This window comes from Bradyrhizobium sp. SZCCHNGR1005 (assembly GCF_032489995.1).
GTDB lineage: Bacteria > Pseudomonadota > Alphaproteobacteria > Rhizobiales > Xanthobacteraceae > Bradyrhizobium.
The window spans coordinates 18,820-39,851 of record NZ_JAUEZC010000012.1; the positions used below are offsets into that span (position 1 = coordinate 18,820).

15 protein-coding genes, 1 tRNA gene and 1 pseudogene are annotated in these 21,032 nt (G+C 63.1%); 13 read left to right on the forward strand and 4 right to left on the reverse strand.

The window, feature by feature from the left end:
* Window positions 1-28 precede the first annotated feature (28 nt).
* Window positions 29-889: a DMT family transporter gene (locus tag QXZ85_RS31185; RefSeq protein ID WP_315703326.1), complete on the reverse strand. Its 861-nt coding sequence runs from the start codon at window positions 887-889 to the stop codon at window positions 29-31.
* A gap of 122 nt (window positions 890-1,011) precedes the next feature.
* Here QXZ85_RS31185 and QXZ85_RS31190 point away from each other — a divergent pair, with 122 nt between their 5' ends.
* The 3 genes from QXZ85_RS31190 to QXZ85_RS31200 all read left to right on the forward strand — a co-directional run bounded on the left by QXZ85_RS31190 (window position 1,012) and on the right by QXZ85_RS31200 (window position 3,923).
* Window positions 1,012-2,469 (forward strand): PLP-dependent aminotransferase family protein, encoded by a 1,458-nt coding sequence (locus QXZ85_RS31190; protein WP_315769214.1) that lies wholly within the window; start codon window positions 1,012-1,014, stop codon window positions 2,467-2,469.
* A 75-nt stretch (window positions 2,470-2,544) separates the two neighbouring features.
* The gene (locus QXZ85_RS31195; RefSeq protein WP_315703327.1) at window positions 2,545-3,612 is read left to right on the forward strand and encodes an aldo/keto reductase; all 1,068 of its coding nucleotides are present in this window, start codon (window positions 2,545-2,547) and stop codon (window positions 3,610-3,612) included.
* A gap of 217 nt (window positions 3,613-3,829) precedes the next feature.
* Window positions 3,830-3,923 (forward strand) — tRNA-Ser (locus tag QXZ85_RS31200).
* A 283-nt stretch (window positions 3,924-4,206) separates the two neighbouring features.
* Here the strand turns inward: QXZ85_RS31200 and QXZ85_RS33885 are convergent.
* Window positions 4,207-4,962, reverse strand: a pseudogene (locus tag QXZ85_RS33885) (LysR substrate-binding domain-containing protein); the annotation flags it as partial.
* Window positions 4,963-5,043: 81 nt separating this feature from the next.
* Here QXZ85_RS33885 and QXZ85_RS31210 point away from each other — a divergent pair.
* The 4 genes from QXZ85_RS31210 (at window position 5,044) to QXZ85_RS31225 (ending at window position 11,106) form a co-directional block, all read left to right on the forward strand.
* The gene (locus tag QXZ85_RS31210) at window positions 5,044-6,114 is read left to right on the forward strand and encodes an alpha/beta fold hydrolase (RefSeq protein WP_410052836.1); all 1,071 of its coding nucleotides are present in this window, start codon (window positions 5,044-5,046) and stop codon (window positions 6,112-6,114) included.
* Between the two features lie 757 nt (window positions 6,115-6,871).
* Entirely contained in the window at window positions 6,872-8,362 is a 1,491-nt protein-coding gene (locus QXZ85_RS31215; protein ID WP_316175503.1) for a porin, read from the forward strand.
* A 288-nt stretch (window positions 8,363-8,650) separates the two neighbouring features.
* Entirely contained in the window at window positions 8,651-9,451 is an 801-nt protein-coding gene (locus tag QXZ85_RS31220; protein ID WP_316175500.1) for a Crp/Fnr family transcriptional regulator, read from the forward strand.
* Between the two features lie 875 nt (window positions 9,452-10,326).
* Complete coding sequence (locus tag QXZ85_RS31225; RefSeq protein ID WP_316175498.1) at window positions 10,327-11,106, forward strand: hypothetical protein; 780 nt, start codon at window positions 10,327-10,329, stop codon at window positions 11,104-11,106.
* A 27-nt stretch (window positions 11,107-11,133) separates the two neighbouring features.
* On the opposite strand, the gene QXZ85_RS31230 is transcribed toward QXZ85_RS31225, so the two are convergent.
* Complete coding sequence (locus QXZ85_RS31230) at window positions 11,134-11,670, reverse strand: MarR family winged helix-turn-helix transcriptional regulator (protein ID WP_316175496.1); 537 nt, start codon at window positions 11,668-11,670, stop codon at window positions 11,134-11,136.
* 382 nt (window positions 11,671-12,052) lie between these two features.
* Between QXZ85_RS31230 and QXZ85_RS31235 the strand changes: the two genes are divergently transcribed.
* The gene (locus QXZ85_RS31235; RefSeq protein WP_316175494.1) at window positions 12,053-13,567 is read left to right on the forward strand and encodes a porin; all 1,515 of its coding nucleotides are present in this window, start codon (window positions 12,053-12,055) and stop codon (window positions 13,565-13,567) included.
* A gap of 723 nt (window positions 13,568-14,290) precedes the next feature.
* Window positions 14,291-15,835 carry a porin gene (locus QXZ85_RS31240; RefSeq protein WP_315703334.1) on the forward strand — a complete coding sequence of 515 codons (1,545 nt, stop codon included), beginning with the start codon at window positions 14,291-14,293 and terminating at the stop codon, window positions 15,833-15,835.
* Between the two features lie 159 nt (window positions 15,836-15,994).
* Here QXZ85_RS31240 and QXZ85_RS31245 read toward each other — a convergent pair whose 3' ends face one another.
* On the reverse strand, window positions 15,995-18,277 hold the full coding sequence (locus QXZ85_RS31245; protein WP_315769132.1) for a lytic transglycosylase domain-containing protein: 2,283 nt from the start codon (window positions 18,275-18,277) through the stop codon (window positions 15,995-15,997).
* 318 nt (window positions 18,278-18,595) lie between these two features.
* Here QXZ85_RS31245 and dapA point away from each other — a divergent pair, with 318 nt between their 5' ends.
* Genes dapA through QXZ85_RS31265 form a run of 4 tightly spaced genes read left to right on the forward strand, consistent with a single transcriptional unit; the run spans window position 18,596 to window position 21,024 of the window.
* Window positions 18,596-19,486 (forward strand): 4-hydroxy-tetrahydrodipicolinate synthase, encoded by an 891-nt coding sequence (gene dapA / locus QXZ85_RS31250; protein ID WP_315769133.1) that lies wholly within the window; start codon window positions 18,596-18,598, stop codon window positions 19,484-19,486.
* A gap of 48 nt (window positions 19,487-19,534) precedes the next feature.
* Complete coding sequence (gene mscL, locus QXZ85_RS31255) at window positions 19,535-19,951, forward strand: large conductance mechanosensitive channel protein MscL (protein WP_315744344.1); 417 nt, start codon at window positions 19,535-19,537, stop codon at window positions 19,949-19,951.
* 1 nt (window position 19,952) lies between these two features.
* Window positions 19,953-20,426, forward strand: a complete 474-nt coding sequence (smpB, locus tag QXZ85_RS31260; RefSeq protein WP_315703338.1) for an SsrA-binding protein SmpB — start codon at window positions 19,953-19,955, stop codon at window positions 20,424-20,426.
* Window positions 20,427-20,448: 22 nt separating this feature from the next.
* Window positions 20,449-21,024 (forward strand): peroxiredoxin, encoded by a 576-nt coding sequence (locus QXZ85_RS31265; RefSeq protein WP_315766598.1) that lies wholly within the window; start codon window positions 20,449-20,451, stop codon window positions 21,022-21,024.
* Window positions 21,025-21,032: the final 8 nt, after the last annotated feature.

The following is a 21,032-nucleotide window of genomic DNA, read 5'->3' on the forward strand; positions in this document are numbered from 1 at the left end:
GAGCCATTCGTCGCGGATATTTGGCCGGCTACGCGTAACGCCGGGCGAGGGCGACGCAGAGAACCACGAGACCCGTCGTCAGGATCATGGTCCAGGCCACCGGCTCGCCGAGCACGAGACCTGCGAGCGCGAGGCTGAGGAAGGGCTGCAGCAGTTGCAGCTGACCGACGCTCGCGGTGCCGCCGACGGCAAGCCCGCGATACCAGAACATGAAGCCGATCAGCGAAGAGAAGACTGAAACATAGGCGAGCCCGGTCCAGGCGCCGCCGCCGATCGCCTGCCATGAGGCAGGCCGCGCCGTGGCTGCGAGGACCAGCATGACCGGCAGTGCGAGCAGCAAGGCCCAGCACATCACCTGCCAGCCGCCGAGCCGGCGGGCGAGCGTGGCGCCTTCGGCGTAGCCCAATCCGCAGAGCACGACCGCCGCCACCATCAGGAGGTCGCCCGTGATGGAGACCGTGTCGTCGCCGATCAGCGCGAAGCCCACGACGACGGCGCTGCCGAGCATGGAGAACGGCCAGAACAGCATTTTCGGCCGCTCACCGCCGCGCAGGACGCCGAAGATCGCCGTCGCCAGCGGCAACAGGCCGATGAAGACGATCGAATGGGCCGAGGTGATGTGTTGAAGCGCCAGCGCGGTCAGGAGCGGGAAGCCGATCACGACACCGAGCGCGACGATCACGAGCGAGCCGATGTCCCGCTTCGCCGGAGTCTGCTGGCGCAGCAAGTGTAGCATCGCCGCGCCCAGCAGCGCCGCGATCACCGCTCGCGCGGATGTCAGGAACAGCGGAGAAAAGCCGGCGACGGCCACGCGAGTGGCCGGCAGCGAGCCGCTGAAAATGATCACTCCAAGGAGACCGCTCCTCCATCCGTCCGTCGTGCTCGTCATGTCGTCGCCTCGCGCGTTCCGAGGCGATCGTGGAGTCTGATGAGTGGCGGGACCAGCCACAATTCAGTACAATCTGGCAGAACTGTATTGATATGGAAGCCAATACACTTTCGATGAGCAGCATGGACAGGCGAGGGCGGGGCGGAGCGCGCACCCTCGAAGTGATGGAGGTGATCCGCTCGCGTGTGGCTGGCCGCACATTGGCGGCCGGCGATCGGCTGCCGTCGGTCCGCCGCTTCGCCGCGACCATGGGCGTCGCGCCCTCGACCGTAGTGGAGGCTTACGAGCGCCTGGCCGCGGAAGGATTGATCCGCGCCCGCCGCGGCTCCGGCTTCTACGTGTCAGCGACGGCGGCTACGCTGCCGCTGCAGCTTGCCGAAACAGAGTGGCGTCGCGATCGCGCCGTCGATCCGTTCTGGGTCTCGCGTCAGTCGCTCGAGGCGGAGCCTGCGGTTCTCAAGCCCGGCTGCGGCTGGCTGCCGCCAGAGTGGATGCCGGGTGCGCTCTTGCGCCGAGGCCTTCGCACCCTCGCGCGTGCCGAGGATGCGCTGCTCCTCGACTACGGCGGCACGCGTGGCTCGCTTCCGCTCCGCCGCTTGCTGCTGGCCCGCTTCGCTGAAGAGGGGCTCGACGTTTCGGCCAACCAGTTGCTGCTGACCGGCTCGGGCACGCAGGCGATCGATCTGATCTGCCGCTTCCTGCTTCGTCCGGGCGATACGGTGTTGGTCGACGACCCCTGCTATTTCAATTTCAGGGCGCTGTTGCGCGCGCATCAAGTGACGATCGTCGGCGTGCCCTACACGGCATCGGGGCCCGACCTCGCGCGTTTCGAAGCGATCCTCACCGCAGAGCGGCCACGGCTCTACGTCACCAATTCCGCGCTGCATAACCCGACCGGCGCAACGCTATCGTTGCCGACCGCTCATCGGCTTCTGATCGCGGCGGCCGCGCACGATCTCACCATCGTCGAGGACGATATCTTCGCGGATTTCGAGCCGGAGTCTTCGCCGCGCCTTGCGGCGCTCGATGGGCTGAACCGGGTGATCCGGATCGGCAGCTTCTCCAAGACGCTCTCTGCCTCGCTGCGGTGCGGCTATATCGCCGCGCGGGCCGATTGGATCGAAGGGCTCATCGATCTTCAGCTTGCCACCAGCTTCGGCGGTCCGAGCCCGGTCGCAACGGCTGTCGTCGCCGATGTGCTGGCCGGCGGAGGCTACCGCAAGCACATGGAGGAGCTGCGGCGGAAGCTTGCGCGCGCGCAGCGTGAGACCACGCGCCTGCTGCACGCGTTCGGCATCGAGCCCTGGCTCACGCCGCGCGGCGGTTTCCACCTCTGGTGCCGTTTGCCCGATGGATATGACTCCGCCGCCCTGGCAAAGGCCGCGCTCACGGAGGACGTGCTGCTTGCGCCCGGCAATGTCTTCAGCGTGTCGCAGACCGCCGCAGCCTTCCTGCGCTTCAACGTCGCGCAATGCGGCGATCCGCGCGTCTGGGACGTCATGCGCCGGGCGATGGGGAAGCGACCCGCTGTGACAGGCACGGAACCTGAGCCGGCTGACCTGCGCTCAAGTTTTCGTTGAGTGACAATTCAACGAACTCGGCATTCGCTCGTGCATTGGATGTCCCGGTCAACACGAGCAGCGGAAGGTCTCGCTATGGATTATGTTCCCCTCGGTCGTTCCGGCATGAAGGTCTCGCGCTACATCTTGGGCACGCTGACCTTTGCAGGCACCCATGGCTTCGAAGCCTTGCGCAATGTCGACGTTGCGAACGCGAGGCGCCTGTTGGACATGGCGCTCGACGCCGGCATCAATGCGTTCGATACCGCCAATCTCTATTCGAAGGGCGATGCCGAAAGGGTGCTTGGCGAGGCCTTGACCGGCCGGCGCGACAAGGTGCTGCTGTTCAGCAAGGGCCGTTCCGAAGTCGAGGAGGGGCCCAATGGCGGCGGCGCCTCACGCGTTCATCTCACGCGCCAGCTCGATGGATCACTGTCGCGGCTCAAGACCGACTGGCTCGACCTTTATTTCATCCATCAGTGGGACGGCGTCACCCCGATCGAGGAGACGGTCGAGACGATGTCGAGCTTCGTGAAGGCTGGCAAGATCCGCTATTGGGGTGTCTCCAACTACAGCGGCTGGGCGCTGGCCAAGACGGCCATGATCGCGAAAGAGCCGGGCTTCGTGCCGCCGGTCGCGCATCAGATCTACTACACCCCGGAGGCGCGCGAGGCCGAATATGAATTGATCCCGGCGGGTGAAGATCTCGGCATTGGCGCGATGATCTGGAGCCCGCTCGGCCAGGGGCTGTTCGGCGGCAAGGTGAAGGCGGACGGCTCGGCGCCGCAAGGCACGCGCCAGGGGGCAGAGGGTTGGAAGGAGCCGTTCGTCTCCGACTGGGATCGTTTCGCCCGTGTGCTTAAAGTGGTCGAGCAGGTGGCGGCCGAAACCGGGCGCTCGATTCCGCAAGTGACGCTGGCCTGGCTGCGCGGCCGTTCCGGCGTCAACTCGATCGTGCTGGGGGCGCGCACCGCCGAGCAACTCGCCGACAATCTCGCATCCTTCGACCTTAAGCTTTCGCCGGACCAGGCGGCGCATATCGAGGCGGCTGGCCGGCCCTGGCCGCTCTATCCATTCTGGCACCGCGCCATGTGGGGCATGGATCGGCCGAGCCCATCGGAGCGCATCTATCTTGAAGGTCATCGCCGAACGGTCGGCATGTAGACGGAATATCGGGCTCCGTTTCGGTGCGGCGCTGCGTCCCGGAGGATTTCCGACCCTCGGTTCTTGGTTGCACCTGCCATGCGGCGGGTTGTGCGGCTCGCCGCCCTGACGGCCATGCTCCGGCGCGCTCGGACCGATTGGGAGATCGAGGAAATCGATTTCGTCCACAATCTGCCGCTTGCGGCGCGGCGCGGGGTCGGGCATACCGACCGCAGCCGGAGACGTGGCCGAGTGGCTGAAGGCGGCGGTTTGCTAAACCGTTATAGGGTTGTAAAGCCCTATCGAGGGTTCGAATCCCTCCGTCTCCGCCAGCTCCCCGTCCGACCAAGGTCCTCTTGACCCCCGCTGTAGGTCGAGTTCCGGGTGAATCGCGCGGTATTGCATCACCCTGCCACTGGCGCTTTGGATGGTCGAAGGCGACCGATTCCGGCCTTTAGTCATGGATGGCCTTGAGCGCCACGCGCCGTCCGGGCGACCTCGAGAAAAGCCGTGACGACCGACGACGGATCTGCCCAGGGCCATGTCGGCGCGCAGTGAGGCGGGGGCGGGATCGCAGCGGCGGTAGACCACGCCGGGCTGATGCAGGTGGCGAAGCGAGGCGGGCACCAACGCAATGCCGAGCCGGGCCGCGACCATGCTGACGAGCGTATGCATCTCGGTCGCCTCCTGCGCGACATTCATCACGAACCCTTCCTCCTCGCAGGCGGAGATGATCCGGGCGTAGAAGGCCGGCGCCTCGCGCGCAGGAAACATGACGAAGGGTTCGCTTGCCAGTTCGCCGAGGCCGATGACGTCGCGCGGCGAGAGTGGATGTCCGTCGGGCAGGGCGACCAGGAACGGCTCGCTGTCGATGATTTCGAAACGCAGGTCGGGGGCTTCCGGCACCGGCATCCGCACCAGGCCGATGTCCGCTTCCCCGCGCGACAGCGCTTCGATCTGTGACGCGGTCGTGCGTTCGGTGATGTCGATCGCGACCCGCGGAAAAAGCGCGCGATAGGAAGCGATCAGGCGCGGCAGCAAGGCATAGCTCGCGGTGCCGACATGGGTGAGGCGCAGGATGCCGGAATGTCCGTCGGCCGCGGCGCGCGCCTTCGCGGCTGCCCGCCCGATCGCATCGAGGATGAGGCGAGCTTCGCCAAGGAATGCGTGCCCTGCCTCGGTGAGGCTGACCTGGCGGCGCGAGCGATCGAAGAGCTCGACGCCGAGCGCAGCTTCCAGCCCGGCGATCGATTGCGACAGGGGTGGCTGGGTCATGCCGAGGCGGGTCGCGGCACGCCGGAAATGCAGCTCTTCAGCCACCGCAATGAAATGGCGAAGGTGGCGGAATTCGACGTTCGATATGTCTGCCATATCAAACAATATGATCCAGGATGTAGATCGGATCAATTTGGAAGACCAGTTAGGTCGGGAATTGGTTTGATGAGGTGCGGCATGCGTCGGATCTGCTTTCTGGCTGTCGTCTGTTGCGCGCTGGGCACGGCCGGTCCAATCGAGGCTGGAGGCATTGAAGTGAGAAGAAACGATTTCAAGGTCGCTAGCGATGCCGGGATAACTCTCGCGGTGCGCGAGGTCGCATCGTCCGACGCGGCGCCGGCGGGGCCGCCTCTGATCCTCGTCCACGGTGCGCGCGTGCCCGGCATCGCCTCGTTCGATCTGGACGCGCCGCATGGATCGCTCGCCGCCGATTTTGCCGCCGCAGGGCTGGATGTCTTCATTATGGACGTGCGTGGTTACGGCGGCTCGACGCGGACGGGGCAGGAGGGTGATCCGGCCGGCCGGCCGCCTCTCGTCCGTTCCGGCGAGGTCGTGCGCGACATCGCGGCGGTCGTGCAAGATGTTCAAAGGCGAACCGGCGCGCATCAAGTCGCCCTGCTCGGATGGGCGACGGGCGGCCATTGGGCGGGAATGTTCGCAAGCCTTCATCCGGACGCCGTAAGTCACCTCGTCATCCTCAACAGCCTGTATGGCGGGCATGTCGGCCACCCGACGCTGGGGCCGGGCGGTCCGCTCACCGATTCCGCCGACCCGTCGCGCCTTGATGGGACCAAGGTCGGGGCCTTCGGATTCAGCACGGCGGCCTCTCTCACACCGTCATGGGACGCCTCGATTCCGCTTGCCGACAAGCCGGCGTGGCGCGACCCGGCGGTCCTGCGGGCCTATCAGGCTGCTGCGCTCGCCTCCGATCCCACGAGCGCGCAACGCGAGCCGCCATCGTTCCGCGCGCCAATGGGGGCGATCGCGGATTCCTTCGAACTCGCGTCCGGGCGAAAGCTGTGGAACGCCTCCGCGATCACTGCGCGGGTGCTGGTCCTGCGGTCCGACCATGATTTCTGGAGCCGGCCGGAGGACCTTGAGAATCTCCGTCGCGATCTGACCCAAGCCCGGTCGGTGAAGGCGGAAACGCTGCAGGGAGCGACCCATTACGTCCATCTCGACCGGCCGGAGCGCGGGCGCGACAGGTTGTTGTCCGACGCGATCGCCTTTCTCCGAGACCGTTCTTGATCGAAAGGCGCCGCCCATTCCGACGTTGACGAGGGGCGGTGTCGGCCCAGCTGCATCGCTTCCGCCGCGACGTACCATTGTCGCTCGGGGCAGGATTCGGAAAAACGAGTGTAGCAGAAGTCCTTAGCGCCAAACGCGACCGCGTCGGCGCGGTGACGATGCTCGACTAGCTAAAATCTGAATTGGTGTGTGCGATCGCGCTTCGCCGATCGCAGCTTGCGTCGGTCCTCGTCTTGCTGCGCTGCGGCACGGGCGCGCTGGCTGCGAGGTTTCGAATCCAACCAAGGTGTGGCGGGCGGCGGACGATTCTCGCCAAAAAAGGAACGTGAGAGCGGCGAGACGCGCGCGGTGGCGGATCGACCCAAAGAGCACGGTCGGGCCACAAGGACTTCGGTCGCTCTGCCGAAGTGAAAGAAAAACTAAGGAAAACAAAATCTTGTCAGGAGCCCTCGCGGAAACGGCCGAGTGCTATTTGTGCAACACCATTTCAAAAACGAGCCGCATTGCCTTCACTGTGGCGGTTCCTTTGTTGCGTGTGCAATGGGGTTCGGTAATTCTGGCGATGCGACGGAGGGGGGCATCCCTGCGTCGTCCCGTTTAGGTCGTTCGCTCAAGTTCCTCGCGTTCACGCGGGTGTCCGAGTGCGCGATGCGGCTGAGCGACGGGTCGAAGGGGATCGGGGTACGAAATCCAAGGGTGTCTCACACCCAGCGGAGGCGGAACCTTCCCTGACTGAGCAACTTGGAGGTTTAACATTATGAACGTGATCAAGAGCCTTGCCCTGGGCTCGGCGGCGACTCTGCTTGCCGTTGCTGGGGCTCAGGCAGCTGACCTTCCGATCAAGGCCAAGGCGGTCGAGTATGTGAAGGTTTGCTCCCTCTACGGCGCCGGCTTCTACTACATCCCCGGCACCGACACCTGCATCAAGCTCGGCGGCTATCTGCGCGCTGAGACCTCGATGCGTAGCGGTGGCGAGTACAGCAGTGCGCTCTCCAGCGCCTCCGGCGCCAACAATCGCCTGAGCAACTACTATTACAGCCGCTCGCGCGAAGACCTGAACATCGACACGCGCACGGCCACCGAATACGGCGTGGTCCGCACCTATTTCGATGCCACCTTCACCTGGACCACCGGCAACACGACGGGCTCTTCGCCGTCGACCTATGCTGGTGACGGCGTCGCCGGCGGTTCGCTCGGCGTCTACTACGCCTTCATCCAGTTCGCCGGATTCACGATGGGTAAGGCCGTGTCGCAGTTCGACGCGCCCTGGACCAACTATCCGGGCAACAACTTCGACGGCCTGTGGGGCGGCAGCGGCACTGTCACCGGTGTCAACCAGTTCGCCTACACCGCTGATTTCGGTCAGGGCATCACGGCATCGTTCTCGGCAGAAGACCAGACTGCGTACTACCAGACCAACATCTGGAACACGTCTCTGTCGACCCCCGGCGGCGTTCTCACCGGTGCCTACGGCGCCAACGATTACGGCGGGACGCGTTCGCCCGACCTGATCGCTTCGGTTCGTGTCGATCAGGCCTGGGGTCTGTTCCAGGCGTCGTTCGCTGCGCATGACAACCACGCTGCTTATTACGGCGCAACCGAGCCGACCGGTCATCCCAGCGACAAGTGGGGCTGGGCTGGTCAGCTGTCTCTGTCGATCAAGAACATCCCGACCGGGCCTGGCGACACCATCAACGTCCAGGGCGTCTACACCAACGGCGCGAGCCGTTACAACGCACAGAGCCTCGTGCCGACCGCCATGGCCGTTTACGGCAGCAGCGGCAATGCGCTCGCCTATCAGAGCCTCGGTATCGCTGGCTTGGCTGACTCGGTGTTCGGCAACGGCACCAGCCAGGAGCTGACGACGACTTACGGTTTCCGTGGTGCCTACACCCACAACTGGAACCCGTACTGGAACACGGCGATCTACGGTTCGTGGGCCGCTGTGAGCTACAGCTCCACCGCCAAGGATCTGATCTGCTTTGGCCCCGGCATCGTCGCGCTGGGCATCGCGCGGGCGAATTGCAATCCGGACTTCAATATCTCCTCGCTGGGTATCATCACCCGCTGGACCCCGGTCAAGAACCTGACCTTCTCGGGTGACTTGGTCTGGACCAACATCGACCAGAAGTACTCCGGTTTTGCCACCGCTCCGGCTGTCGCCGGCGTTGCCAAGCCGGCTGGCCTCTACGAGTTGAAGGACCAGAACTCGATCAGCCTGCTGCTGCGCGCTCAGCGCAACTTCTGATCTGATCCTTTAATCACGCGATCAAGAGCCCCCGGCAGGCGACTGCCGGGGGCTTTTTTTGCGGCGCGGGTGGCGAGCCTCGTTGCGCTCGTCAAAGTCGTTGGTTCGACTAACAGCGTTGTGTTGGTTGTGTTTCATGCGCGGCGAACCAAAAATCGGTCGGCGAAGACAAGCAACACTGTTGGCGCGCCAGGCTTTTTGTTCTTTACCTCGCGCGCGAGGCCTTGCAGGATGGGAGTCTAAAAACGCGGCCGCGTGTGTTTGCAGACAGGCGGATTTGGGAGGACGATGTTCGAATTGGCTCCGGCGACGTCATCCGCTTCGCCATCGCAGTCAGCGCACAAGGTTCGGAATTGGATTCTGGCTACTCTTCCGGAACCGGATTTTGCGCTGCTCCGTCCTCATCTCTACGCCGTGCCGCTGCGGCGCAACGACGTCGTGTATGACGCCTTCCGCTGTCCGAATGCGGTCTATTTCATCGAGAGCGGTCTGATCTCCCGGGTGATCCGCAGCCCAAAGGATGGCGCGGTCGAAGTCGCCAGCATCGGACGTTGCGGCTTCATCGGCGTCTCGGTCGTGCTCGGGACGATGATCGCGATCCAGCGCACGGTCGTGCTGGTGCCGGGGCTGGCGCTTGGAATCGAGGCCGAGAAACTCCGTGCGGTGATGGCGGAGCGACCGTCCATCAAGGAGCATCTGCTGAGATATGTACAGGTGCTGATGGCGCTGAAGGCGCAGATCGCAATGTGCAACGCCAAGCACGAACTGTCCGAGCGGCTCGCGCGATGGCTGCTGCTTGCGCATGATTTGGTCGAGACAGACGTGCTGCCGGTGACCCACGGTTTGCTCGCGGATGCCTTGGGAGTCCGGCGGCCGGGCGTCTCCGTTGCTCTTGCGGAACTTGAAGCCCAGGGGATTGTGGCGCGAACGCGTGGCGCGCTGCGAATCCTGGATCTGGATGGATTGAGGCGATGTGGCTGCGACTGTCATCGCTTTGTCCGGGACCGCTTTCGGCTCTTTACCGACATGCCCCGGCACGAGCACTCGCTCCAAGCGAGTCGCGGTCTCACCAAGATTGAACCGGATTAAACTGCGCGAAGCGAAGCTGATCCAAGTGACGTTGGAAGCGCTGGCTGTCGCCAAGATCCGCTCTCTGCTGTAGCCCTCTGATGGTTGCGCGAAGGTGGTGGAAGAAAAAACCGCAATCACCTTCAAAAAGATATTGAAGACATATGAGTTGATAAGCTAATTTGCTGTGGTATCGTGGCTCACCGAAGAGCGGACCGTTAGAGAGGCGAGTCTCTCTGATGTTAGATCTCCGAAACCTCCGGCGATGCCCCGCTGGAGGTTTCTCCGTCTGAGTAATGCGCGACTCTCGCAGGAGAGCTTGTTGGCTTTCTTGAAAGCGTTGATTTAAAGCGTTGATTTTTTACGTCTATTTTTGAGACCTCGTTTGCATATGAGCGATCGGTCGTGCTGAGAGCGTCCAGTCCGAGCCGTCCATTGCTACAGCCCTCTGTCTGATATCGTACCAACAAAGGGCGGTCCGTTATCTTGACGGGAAATTCTCCCGTCGGTCACTCTGCGTCAAAATATAGAATTATGACGTGGGGAACCGCCGAGCGGGAAAGTGATCTTCTATGAGGTCGGAAAACATCTTGAGGCGTGCGTGGAGCCTCTGGCCGGGGAGGGAGTATCTTTCCGACGAGTTCGCGCGGCTCTTGGGGAGCCTGCCCGGTGATGGCGATGATATCGCCGAATGCATGGCGGCGGCGGGCCGCATCGATATCGCTGACGACGATTCCTGGTACCGCGAATGGATGCGGATCGGCGATCAGGCGCGTTTGATCGCGGAGACGTCCGCCGATTGCTGCGGCGAAGCCGCCCGTAGCGGCTGGCTCCGCGCAATCAACTACTACGAAGCTGCGGCCTTTCCCTTCGACAGCTCGAGCGATCGGCACCAGGTGGTGCTCGCGCGCTTGCGGGCCTGTGCTGAGGCTTTTCTGCGCGCTAGCGACCCAAAGGGCGCGGTCGTCACGATTCCCTGGCGTGTGGATTATCCGCTCCAGGGCTATTTTCTTCCGGCGAGAGGGGAATCCGGAAAGGCGGCAACGGTCGTCTGTTTCGTTGAACCGGGGCGCCGCAAGGAGCCGGCGCTGTTGAAGCATGCCGGCTACGCCATCGATCGTGGCCTCTCCCTTCTGGTCGTCGATCTGCTCGGCGCCGACCCAGGTGGTCGGTTCGAGGAGCTGGTGGGCAGCCGCGATCTCGAATCCGCGGTCGGCAGCGCGATGGATTATGTCGCCTCCCGCGATGATGTTGACGACGCGCGGATCGCCATCCTGGCCGACGATTGGGGATCCTCCTTCGTCGCGCGCGGGATCGCGCTGGACCAGCGCTATGCGGCGGCTGTCTGCGACGCCGGGCTATGGGACATGCATGAGCGGGCGTTTGTCACGCGTCGGTGTATGCCGGGCGGAAGCGCAATTGCGCTGAGCATGGGGGCGAGCAGGGTGACGCGCCACATCATGTGTCCCGTCCTGATCGCGCTGCCAAACCGAGGCTGGCTGCGCCCCGATCATGCCACCGATTTGGTCGCGCAGATGAAACGCGAGCACCCGGACGTCACGCTCAAGATCTTCTCCGGCGAGTCCGGCAGCGCCGAGTTTGCGGCGGTTGCCAATGAGTTCGCGTTCGATTGGATTGCAGCACGTCTTCGCGATTGCAAGTGCCTGCAAAGCTGATTGCGCGGAAGTGGTAAGCTGGTCCGGTTAGAGACCCAATGCCAGCTTCATGCAGGCTTTTTCGATTCGTTGCTTGAGTGCGGCGAGCTTGTCGGTGAAGGCCCCCAGGTCCCGCTCCTCGAACTCCTCGAAAATGAAGCGGTGAATCTCGTCCTGCTGGGCGGCCAGGGTGGCGAGTTGCCCGTAAGTCTTTTCGGTGAGCGACATCCTGACCACACGCGCATCTTCCTGCGCTGACTTCCTGCGCATGAAGCCTTTCTTCTCCAGAAGCTTCGACTGGGTGGTGACGAAGGAAGGATCGACATGCAGCATTTTGGCGACGGCGTTGACCGGAATACCGTCGCCCTGATTAAGGTCGGCGATCGCCATCAGAATCATCCATTGCGGCCCGCTGACGCCGAGTGCCTTGGCCCAGAAGTAGCGAAGCTCCTCCAGATGCACGCTGATGGAAGCGATTTCCCAGGTGAATCGGCGAACCGCATCCTGATTCTCGTCGGCTGTTACGAGAGATGACAGGGGAGCCGTAGTTGGCGTCTCGCCTTTGGGTTTCCTGATGGGCGCCATAGCTCGCAATCATCCAATTTTCGCTCACAACCCTAGTTTAAACAAATCCATAGCGAAATCACTTATCTAGGAGCCGCGCGCTGGCCTGCCATGCACTGCACCATGTCTGGGCAGGTGTTGCGGCCAGGACACATCATCCGCTCATTCAATTAGCTGATCTCATAAACTATTTTGATTACGGAATGAGCGAAGGCATAGTTCCTGACGACGGTGGGGGGTACTCGATCGTCCCGCGACAGATGTTTCGCTGAAGTCCCTCGCGTGATGCGGGTGTGTCCGATGGCGCGAGGCGGCTGAAGCGGTTTTTCGGGATGGGAAAGGCCGGAGCGTCCTGGGGGATCTTGGTCCGGCTCTTTCTCAGAGAGCAACTTGGAGGTTTAGCATGAAGACGGTTAAGAGCCTTATCCTCGGCTCAGCGGCGGCTCTGGTCGCCATGGGTGGGGCTCAGGCGGCCGACCTTCCGATCAAGGCCAAAGCGGTCGAGTATGTGAAGGTTTGCTCCCTGTATGGTGCGGGTTTCTACTACATTCCCGGCACCGATACCTGCATCAAGCTCGGTGGCTATCTGCGCGTCGAGACGGCCATTGCCAGCAACAGCGTTTATAACAATGCGGTGAACGGTGCCGCCGGTGCACAGAACCGCTTGAGCAACTACTACACCGCCCGCTCGCGTGAAGATCTGAACATCGACACCCGCACCGCGACCGAATATGGCGTGGTCCGTACCTTCTTCGATGCGACGTTCAGCTGGACCACGGGTACTTACTCGAGCACCGGCACCGGCGCCACGGCCTACCCGGCAGCAGGTACTCCGAACAACGACGGCGTCGCCGGCGGTACGCTCGGCGTCTACTATGCCTTCATCCAGTTCGCCGGCTTCACGATGGGTAAGGCCGTGTCGCAGTTCGACGCGCCCTGGACCAATTATCCCGGCAACAACTTCGACGGTCTCACCGGCGGCGGCGGCACGGTCACTGGCATCAACCAGTTCAGCTACACCGCCGACTTCGGTCAAGGCATTACGGCGTCGTTCTCGGCGCAGGACTCGACAGCCTACCAGACCACCAACGTTTGGAACACCGCAGTCCCATTCACGGCTGCAAACGTCATGAGCGGCGTCTATGGTGGTTCCGCCATCGGTGGCACGCGCTCGCCTGATCTGGTCGCAGCGCTTCGTGTCGATCAGGCTTGGGGTCTGTTCCAGGCATCGTTCGCGGCGCATGACAACCACGCGGCCTACTACGGCGCCACTGAGCCGACCGGTCATCCGTCGGACAAGTGGGGCTGGGCTGCTTCTTTGGCCTTGTCGATCAAGAACATCCCGACCGGTCCGGGCGACACGATCAACCTGCAGGCCACGTACACGGATGCTGCGACGCGCTACAACTTCCAGAGCCTCGTTCCGACCGCCTTTGCGATGTTCGGCGGCACTAACCTTGCCGGCGCGTATCAGAGCATCGGCTTTGCTTCGGTTGCTGATACGGTCTACGGGCCCGGCACCTCGCAGCAGTCGGTCACGACCTGGGGCTTCCGCGGTGGTTACACCCACAACTGGAATGCCTACTGGAACACTGCGATCTACGGTTCGTATGCGCAGTTGAGGTATGGCGGGACGGGCGTGGACCTGGTCTGTGCGGGCATCAGGCCCTTCCTGACCGCAGGCTCCACCTGCAACCCGAACTTCAACCTCGGTACGGTCGGTTTGATCACTCGCTGGACCCCGGTCAAGAACCTGACCTTCTCGGCTGACCTTGCCGCGACGTTCCTTGACCAGAAGTACTCGGGCGCCATTGTGAATGCGGCCGGCGTGGCAGCTGTCGCCAAGCCTGGTGCGACTTACGAGCTGAAGGACCAGAGCAGCGTCAGCTTGCTGCTCCGCGCTCAGCGCAACTGGTAATCCCGGTCGCCTGACAACGATCCAAGAAGCCTCCGGCAGGAAACTGCCGGAGGCTTTTGTTTGCGTTGATCGCTTCGAGGGTATCGCAGCGACGGCCACTGTTCTCTCCGATTGCGCGCTGTCTCTTCCGGTCAGCGAACTCGAAATCTCACTGGAGAGCGTCGCTGCCAAATCGTCCAACATTGCGGAGAGCTCGTGGACGGTCCGTGCTGATCTGATTTTGCTTTCGCGTTGACCTCGTGGCAGCCAAGCCCAGCATGTGGCGGGGCGGGCCAAACCTTTGTCACGCCCGCGGCGAGCCGGGGCGTTCTGCTCGCCAACTCCTTGTCGCAGCAGCTTTGAACTATGTCCGGCAACGAGAGCCTCGTGCCGCGAGCAGCCTTAAAGGGCCGATCACGCTCGTCGCGGGATGAGACGCGCTGTTTCGTCGCGGCCACACCTATTTGGCGCAAAGCGGGCGATCGGGATCAACGGCGACAAATCCGAGGATTATTGAAGTCTCACGCCGGGCGAGACCGTGTGCGTGTCCGAAGCGCAACCCGAGCACCGTTGGGGCTCGTCACGATAATGGTCCGATAAAACACGAAAGGCGCCCCATCATTGTTGCGACTGCACCTCTAATGGCGGTCACCGTGTCTCCGGGTGATCGGGTTGGCACTGTGGGCAGAGAAACTTCGGATCGTGATCAAGGGTCCTGAGCAAGAGAGCAGTTTGGAGGTTGGAATGAATATGGGGAAGAGCCTTATTCTTGGCTCGACGGCGGTGTTGCTCGCGGTGGGGGGAGCACAGGCGGCCGATCTGCCGATCAAGGCAAAACCGGTGGAGTATGTGAAGGTCTGCTCTTTGTACGGCGCTGGCTTCTACTACATCCCCGGCACCGACACCTGCGTCAAGCTCGGCGGCTATCTGCGCGCCGAAGCTGCATTCGGCACTAACGCCGTCTTTCAGAACGCGACCAACGGTCCCGGCGGCGCAAATAACCGGCTGAGCAACTACTATACGACTCGTTCGCGTGCCGACCTGAACATCGACACCCGCACCGCCACCGAATACGGTGTGGTGCGAACCTATTTCGATGCCGTGTTTCAATGGACGACGGACAGCTACACCGGTAGCGGCACCACCCCCGGAGCCACGGTCTATTCGCAGCTCGGCGCTACTGGCGCCACTGCGCCGAACAATGCCAATGCGGGCGCTATCGCAGGCGGCACGCTCGGAGTCTTCTACGCGTTCATTCAGTTCGCCGGATTCACGATGGGTAAGGCCGTGTCGCAGTTCGACGCGCCCTGGACCAATTATCCCGGCAACAACTTCGATGGTCTGACCGGAGGCAGCGGCACCGTCACCGGCGTCAACCAGTTCTCCTATACGGCGGACTTCGGGCAGGGTATCACGGCTTCGATCTCGGCCCAGGATGCGACGGCGTATTCGCAGTCCAACATATGGAATACCTCGCTGCAGACGGCTGCTGGTGTCCTGACCGGTGCATACGGTGCCAGCGATTTCGGCGGCAACGTCGCACCCGACATCGTCGGTGCGGTCCGCGTCGACCAGGCCTGGGGTCTGTTCCAGGCGTCCGTTGCGGCGCACGACAATCATGCCGCCTACTACGGTGCGAATCAGACCACGGGCCATCCGGCCGACAAATGGGGCTTTGCCGGTCAATTGGCCCTGTCGATCAAGAACATCCCGACAGGCCCTGGCGATACCCTGAACATTCAAGGCGTCTACACCAACGGTGCGAGCCGCTACAATTTCCAGAGCCTGGCGCCGATCAACTACGCAATGTACGGCGGCAGCAACGTCGCCGGCGCCTTCCAGAGTCTCGGCTTCGCCGGCGTGTCCGATTCCGTGTTCGGCGTCGGCACCCAGCAGCAGCTGACGACGACTTATGGCTTCCGCGGCGCCTTCACCCACAACTGGGATCCCTATTGGAATACGGCGGTCTACGGATCCTGGAGTGCCGTCAAGTATAACGCCACCGCCAAGGGACTGATCTGCAACGGGGCCGGCATCGTCGCGCTGGGCATCACACCGGCGAACTGCAATCCGGACTTCAACATCTCCACGCTGGGTGTGATCACCCGCTGGACGCCGGTGAAGAACCTGACCTTCTCGGCCGACGTGGCTTGGACCCGCTTGGATCAGAAGTTCACGGGAAATGCGACGGCTCCCGCTGTTGGCGCGATTGCCAAACCGGCCGCCGTTTACCAGCTGAAGGACCAGGACTCGGTCTCGCTCCTGATGCGCGCTCAGCGCAACTTCTAGAGGCGAGTAGCCAGTAGGGAGTGGCGAATAGGCTTGACGGAAGAACCCCATCTTCCATCATCCTATTCGCTATTCGCTATTCGCTATTCGCTATTCGCTATTCGCTATTCGCTATTCGCTATTCGCTATTCGCTATTCGCTATTCGCTATTCGCTTATTTTATTCCACGATCGCGCCGCGATGCAGGTCGGCCTCGATCTGCAGCCTTGAGCCGCCGCCGAAACGGGCGCGGTAGACCTGCAGGTTCTCCATCACCCGCTGCACGTAGTTGCGGGTCTCCGAGAACGGAATCAGTTCGACCCAGTCGATCGCGTCGACCTTGGGATCGCGTGGATCGCCGTAGCGTTCGACCCACTTCTTCACGCTGCCGCGACCGGCATTGTAGGCGGCAAAGGTCATGATGTAGGAGCCGCGATAATCCTCCAGCAGGCCGCCCAGCTCAGCTGCGCCAAGCTGTGCGTTGTAGACCGGGTCGGTCTTCATCCGCGTGAGGTCGAAGCCGACGCCGGCGCGCTTGCAGACATAGCGTCCGGCCTCCGGCGTCACCTGCATCAGCCCGTAGGCCTGGGCCGGCGACACCACGGCTGGATTGAATGCGCTCTCCTGGCGCGCGATCGAGAAGATCACGCTCTGCTCAACTTCGGGGCCGATCGAGCGAAACGCAGGGACGCCATTGACCGGATAGGCGTAATGATCGAACGGCAGCCCGCGATTGAGCGCGGCCTTGCCGACCAGGAGCATGGCGCGGGCATCGCTTTGCCGTGCTGCGATCTCGCCAAGCCCCACCAGCGCATCGGGATCACCATTGTCGCCCAGATCGGCAAAGATCGGGATGGCGAACTCGCCCTCGTCGAGGTCGTAGAGCAGCTGCACGGCGCGCACGATTTCGAGCCGCTCGATACCGCGGCCCCGGCCGCTGGGGGTAGGATTAAGCGCAAGCTGCGGCAATCCGAGCTTGGCCCGCGCGAGTTGGCCGTAATAGCTGGTCGATTGCTCCGCCGCCGCGGCATAAGCCGCGCGCGCCTCCTGCATGCGCCCCATCGCCTCGGCGGCGCGGCCCTGCCAATAGCCGGCACGGGCGAGCGTGGTCGGGTTGACGCTGCCGATGCCGATGCGGGCAAAATGCTGTGCAGCGGTCGCGGGATCGTTGAGGAAGCGCAGCGCGATCCAGCCCGCCGTGAACTCCTGCTCGGTCTTGTAGATGTCGCGGGTGGGCAGCGCCGCATCGCGTGCGATCAGATAGGCGGTGCGATACCCGCCGGCGTCGATCATCTTGCGCGCCAGAAGGCGCCGTTCGATCCACCACTCGTCCAGATTATAGAGGCGGCCCGGATCCTTCGGTGCGCTCAGCATCAGCTGGGCGGCGTCTTCGAATTTCTCTTCGCGGCGCAGGAGCTGGATCTTGCTGAAGAGGTAGCCGGTATCGCCGTGCAGCTCGTGCGGCACCGCCTCGAGCAGAGCGCGACTGTTCGGCGCCTTGCGGTAGGTTGCGATTCGCGCTTTGGCCAGGGCCACGTAGCCCGTGCCGAGCCGTTTCGCCGCCCGCAGCGCCGCTTCGTGCTCGCTGCCATAGAGCAGCGTGTCCATCCGCGCCTTGTGGTCGCCGCCGGACAACAGCGCGCCGAACTGATCGAGCACGTTGTTCTCGGTTTCCTCCGACATCGCGTCGTTGCGCCAGGCCTCGCGCACCAGCCGCTCCGCATTGGCTCGGTCGCCGCGGTTGAGCAGCACACGCGCCAGCGTAAACCGGCCCTTGGCGGACAACGGCGATTCGTTCTCGAACCAGGACCAGACGACGGCGTCCTCGCGCTTGTCGTCCCACAGTGCGGCTTCGAGCCGCCTTCGCAGGAACGTCTGCGACGGCCAACTCGGATTGGCCGTAATGAAGGCGCGGTAGCGCTCGGCGCTGGCGTTGTTGTTGTCGCTGCGCAGGACGATCCATTCGGCGAGCTTGCGCGCGACCGGATCGGAGATCGCCGCTTCGACCTGGGTCGCATCGTCCGGCTTGTGCTTGCGGACCAGCTCGATCACGTTCTCGAGCGCGTCCCGGTCCGACTGCGAGGTCGACGACGTCGCGGCCACGGCAGCGGGTGTTATCGGCTTGCGCGGCGGGGGCAGGGCGGCGTGCTGGCGCGGCGCTGGGGGGATGCTTGCGGACGCTGAAAGCGCGTCCTTTCCCGCTTTGTGGTTCGCGACCGTGACCGTGGTCGTTTTGGGCTCGGCCTTTGCCTCCGTCTTGCCCTTGGTTCCAGTACCGGCCGCGGCGGCCTTGGGGGCTGCACTCGGCGCGATCGGCCGTGCCTTTGGCAGGGGAACTTTGGATAGGGCGGCCTTGTCGCTCGCCCCGGACGCGCCGTCGAAGGCAACCAAGCCGAACAGAAGCGTCAGGCTGGTCACCAGGGCGGTCGATCGCAATGCGGCTGCACGGGCAAAATAGGGCACGGCGTTCCTTTGCGGCGGATGACTTCGACCCCACTCCTACCGTCTCGACCTGACATTTCTGGGGGCGGGCTGTGCCTCGCGCGACCACCTTCAAATCGACGGTACTGGTCTTGGTCTATCGAAAAGGTGAACAAACACTAAATGTACCGCTCACAATTGCACTCTGCGCCAGGAGCACGGCAAAATCACGACCGGGAAAAGGCGGGTGCCTGTTGAGAAGGCATCTCAGCGGGTGGCGGCCCTTCCGCGGCGTTCTCGGACCCGGTATGAGTGCCTTTTCCGTGGGAAGACCACAACCAGCGTTGGGGAGGGAGTGTTATGGCGGCCAAGACGAATTTCCGGGGCTCTTTCACCGCGCTGGTGACGCCGTTCAAGAACGGTTCCCTCGATGAAGCCGCGTTTCGCAAGCTCGTGAGCTGGCAGATCGACGAGGGCACCAATGGCCTGGTGCCGGTCGGCACCACCGGGGAGAGCCCGACGCTCAGCCATGACGAGCACAAGCAGGTGGTGGAATGGTGCATCGCCGAGGCGAAGGGACGGGTGCCGGTCATCGCCGGCGCGGGGTCCAACTCGACCAAGGAGGCAATCGAGCTCGCCCAGCATGCGGAAACGGCGGGCGCCGACGCCGTGCTGGTGGTGACGCCCTACTACAACAAGCCGACCCAGGAAGGCCTCTATCAGCACTTCAAGGCGATCAACGATGCGATCGGCATTCCGATCATCATCTACAACATCCCGCCGCGTTCGGTCATCGACATGTCGGTCGACACCATGAAGCGGCTGTTTGATCTGAAGAATATCGCCGGCGTGAAGGACGCCACGGCAAGCATGGTGCGGGTGTCGCAGCAGCGCGCGGCGATGGGCGAGGAGTTCAACCAGCTTTCCGGCGAGGACGCCACCGTGCTCGGCTATATGGCGCATGGCGGGCACGGGTGCATCTCGGTGACCTCCAACGTGGCCCCCCGCCTTTGCTCGGACTTCCATGCCGCCTGGCAGAAGGGCGACGTCGCGACCGCCCTGAAGATCCATGATAAGCTGATGCCGTTGCACACCAACCTTTTCATTGAGTCCAACCCGGCGCCGATCAAATATGCGCTGTCGCTGCTCGGCAAGATCGAGGAGAAGTTGCGGCTCCCCATGGTGCCGGTCTCCGAGCCGACCCGCCGCGCGGTGCGCGAGGCGATGGTGCATGCGGGCCTGATCAACTGAGCTCGGTCGTTGGTGGCGTCGCGTGGCGCCAAATCGAGGGGAATCGGCATGTTGAAGGAGTTCCGTGACTTCGCGATGAAGGGCAATGTCGTCGACCTCGCGGTCGGCGTCATCATCGGCGCGGCCTTCGGGGGCATCGTCAGTTCGCTGGTGGGCGACGTCATCATGCCGATCATCGGTGCCGTCACCGGCGGTCTCGACTTCTCGAACTACTTCATCCCGCTCTCCAAATCGGTCAGCGCCACCAATCTTGCCGATGCGAAGAAGCAAGGCGCGGTGCTGGCTTACGGCAATTTTATCACCCTTACTTTGAACTTCATCATCATCGCCTTCGTGCTGTTCATCGTGATCCGCTTCATAAATCAGTTGAAGCGGCTGCAGGAGACCCAGCCGGCAGCTGCGCCGAAACCGTCGCGCGAGGTCGAGCTGCTGACCGAAATTCGCGACCTCCTGAAGAAGGCCTGACGTGGCAGAGAAGAACGAACGCGCCATCAAGGTCGTCGCCGAGAACCGCAAGGCGCGGTTCAATTATGCGATCGAGGACACTGTCGAAGCGGGGCTTGCGCTGACCGGCACCGAGGTGAAGTCGATCCGCAGCGGGAAGTCGACCATTGCGGAGTCCTATGCCGATAGCCGTGACGGCGAGATCTGGCTGATCAATGCCAATATTCCCGAATATCTGCAGGCCAACCGCTTCAATCACGAGCCGAAGCGGCCGCGCAAGCTCCTGCTGCATCGCAAGCAGATCAACAAGCTGCTGGGCGCGGTCGACCGCGAGGGCATGACGCTGATCCCGCTGAAGCTCTATTTCAACGAGCGCGGGCGCGCCAAGCTCTTGCTGGCGGTGGCCAAGGGCAAGAAGCTGCATGACAAGCGCGAGAGCGAGAAGAAGCGCGATTGGGGCCGCGAGAAGGGCCGTCTCTTGCGTGCCCGCGGGTAAGCGATCGGCAGGACGGAGTCCTATGAATCAGAAGAACCTGCTAGAAGTCGACTGGAGCAAGATTCCGGCGCCGACCGATGATGGGGCCGCTGACCACCTTGAGGGAATGCAGGTTCCCCCGGTCAGCCTGCGCGCGACCGACGACACCCTGGTCACGCTGTCGGAACTGCCGGGGCGCGTCGTCATCTTCGCCTATCCGCGCACCGGTGAGCCCGGCAAGGTGTCGCTGGTCGAGGATTGGGACATGATCCCGGGGGCGCGCGGCTGCACGCCGCACGCCTGCGCGTTCCGCGATCTGTTCGGCGAGCTCAAGGCCGCGGGTGCCGCTTCCGTATTTGGCCTTTCGACCCAAAGCAACGCCTACCAAACCGAGATGGCTTCGCGCCTGCACCTGCCGTTTCCGGTGCTGTCGGACGAGAAGCTCGAATTGACCGAGGCGCTGCACTTGCCGACGATGGAGATCGCGGGGCTCACCATGATCAAGCGGCTGGCCTTGATCGTGGATGATGCGCGCATCACCCACGTGTTCTATCCGGTCTTTCCGCCGGACCGGAATGCAGCCGATGTGCTGGACTGGCTCAAGGGCAACCCGGTCTAACCTACCGG

What these genes read in the sequence shown, in the direction of transcription:
- QXZ85_RS31220 (WP_316175500.1), top strand. Translation starts at nt 8,651, where the DNA reads ATGTTCGAATTGGCTCCGGCGACGTCATCCGCTTCGCCATCGCAGTCA.
- QXZ85_RS31195 (WP_315703327.1), top strand. Translation starts at nt 2,545, where the DNA reads ATGGATTATGTTCCCCTCGGTCGTTCCGGCATGAAGGTCTCGCGCTAC.
- QXZ85_RS31240 (WP_315703334.1), top strand. Translation starts at nt 14,291, where the DNA reads ATGAATATGGGGAAGAGCCTTATTCTTGGCTCGACGGCGGTGTTGCTC.
- mscL (WP_315744344.1), top strand. Translation starts at nt 19,535, where the DNA reads ATGTTGAAGGAGTTCCGTGACTTCGCGATGAAGGGCAATGTCGTCGAC.
- QXZ85_RS31210 (WP_410052836.1), top strand. Translation starts at nt 5,044, where the DNA reads ATGCGTCGGATCTGCTTTCTGGCTGTCGTCTGTTGCGCGCTGGGCACG.
- dapA (WP_315769133.1), top strand. Translation starts at nt 18,596, where the DNA reads ATGGCGGCCAAGACGAATTTCCGGGGCTCTTTCACCGCGCTGGTGACG.
- QXZ85_RS31215 (WP_316175503.1), top strand. Translation starts at nt 6,872, where the DNA reads ATGAACGTGATCAAGAGCCTTGCCCTGGGCTCGGCGGCGACTCTGCTT.
- QXZ85_RS31185 (WP_315703326.1), bottom strand. Translation starts at nt 889, where the DNA reads ATGACGAGCACGACGGACGGATGGAGGAGCGGTCTCCTTGGAGTGATC.
- QXZ85_RS31190 (WP_315769214.1), top strand. Translation starts at nt 1,012, where the DNA reads ATGGACAGGCGAGGGCGGGGCGGAGCGCGCACCCTCGAAGTGATGGAG.
- QXZ85_RS31235 (WP_316175494.1), top strand. Translation starts at nt 12,053, where the DNA reads ATGAAGACGGTTAAGAGCCTTATCCTCGGCTCAGCGGCGGCTCTGGTC.
- QXZ85_RS31230 (WP_316175496.1), bottom strand. Translation starts at nt 11,670, where the DNA reads ATGGCGCCCATCAGGAAACCCAAAGGCGAGACGCCAACTACGGCTCCC.
- QXZ85_RS31265 (WP_315766598.1), top strand. Translation starts at nt 20,449, where the DNA reads ATGAATCAGAAGAACCTGCTAGAAGTCGACTGGAGCAAGATTCCGGCG.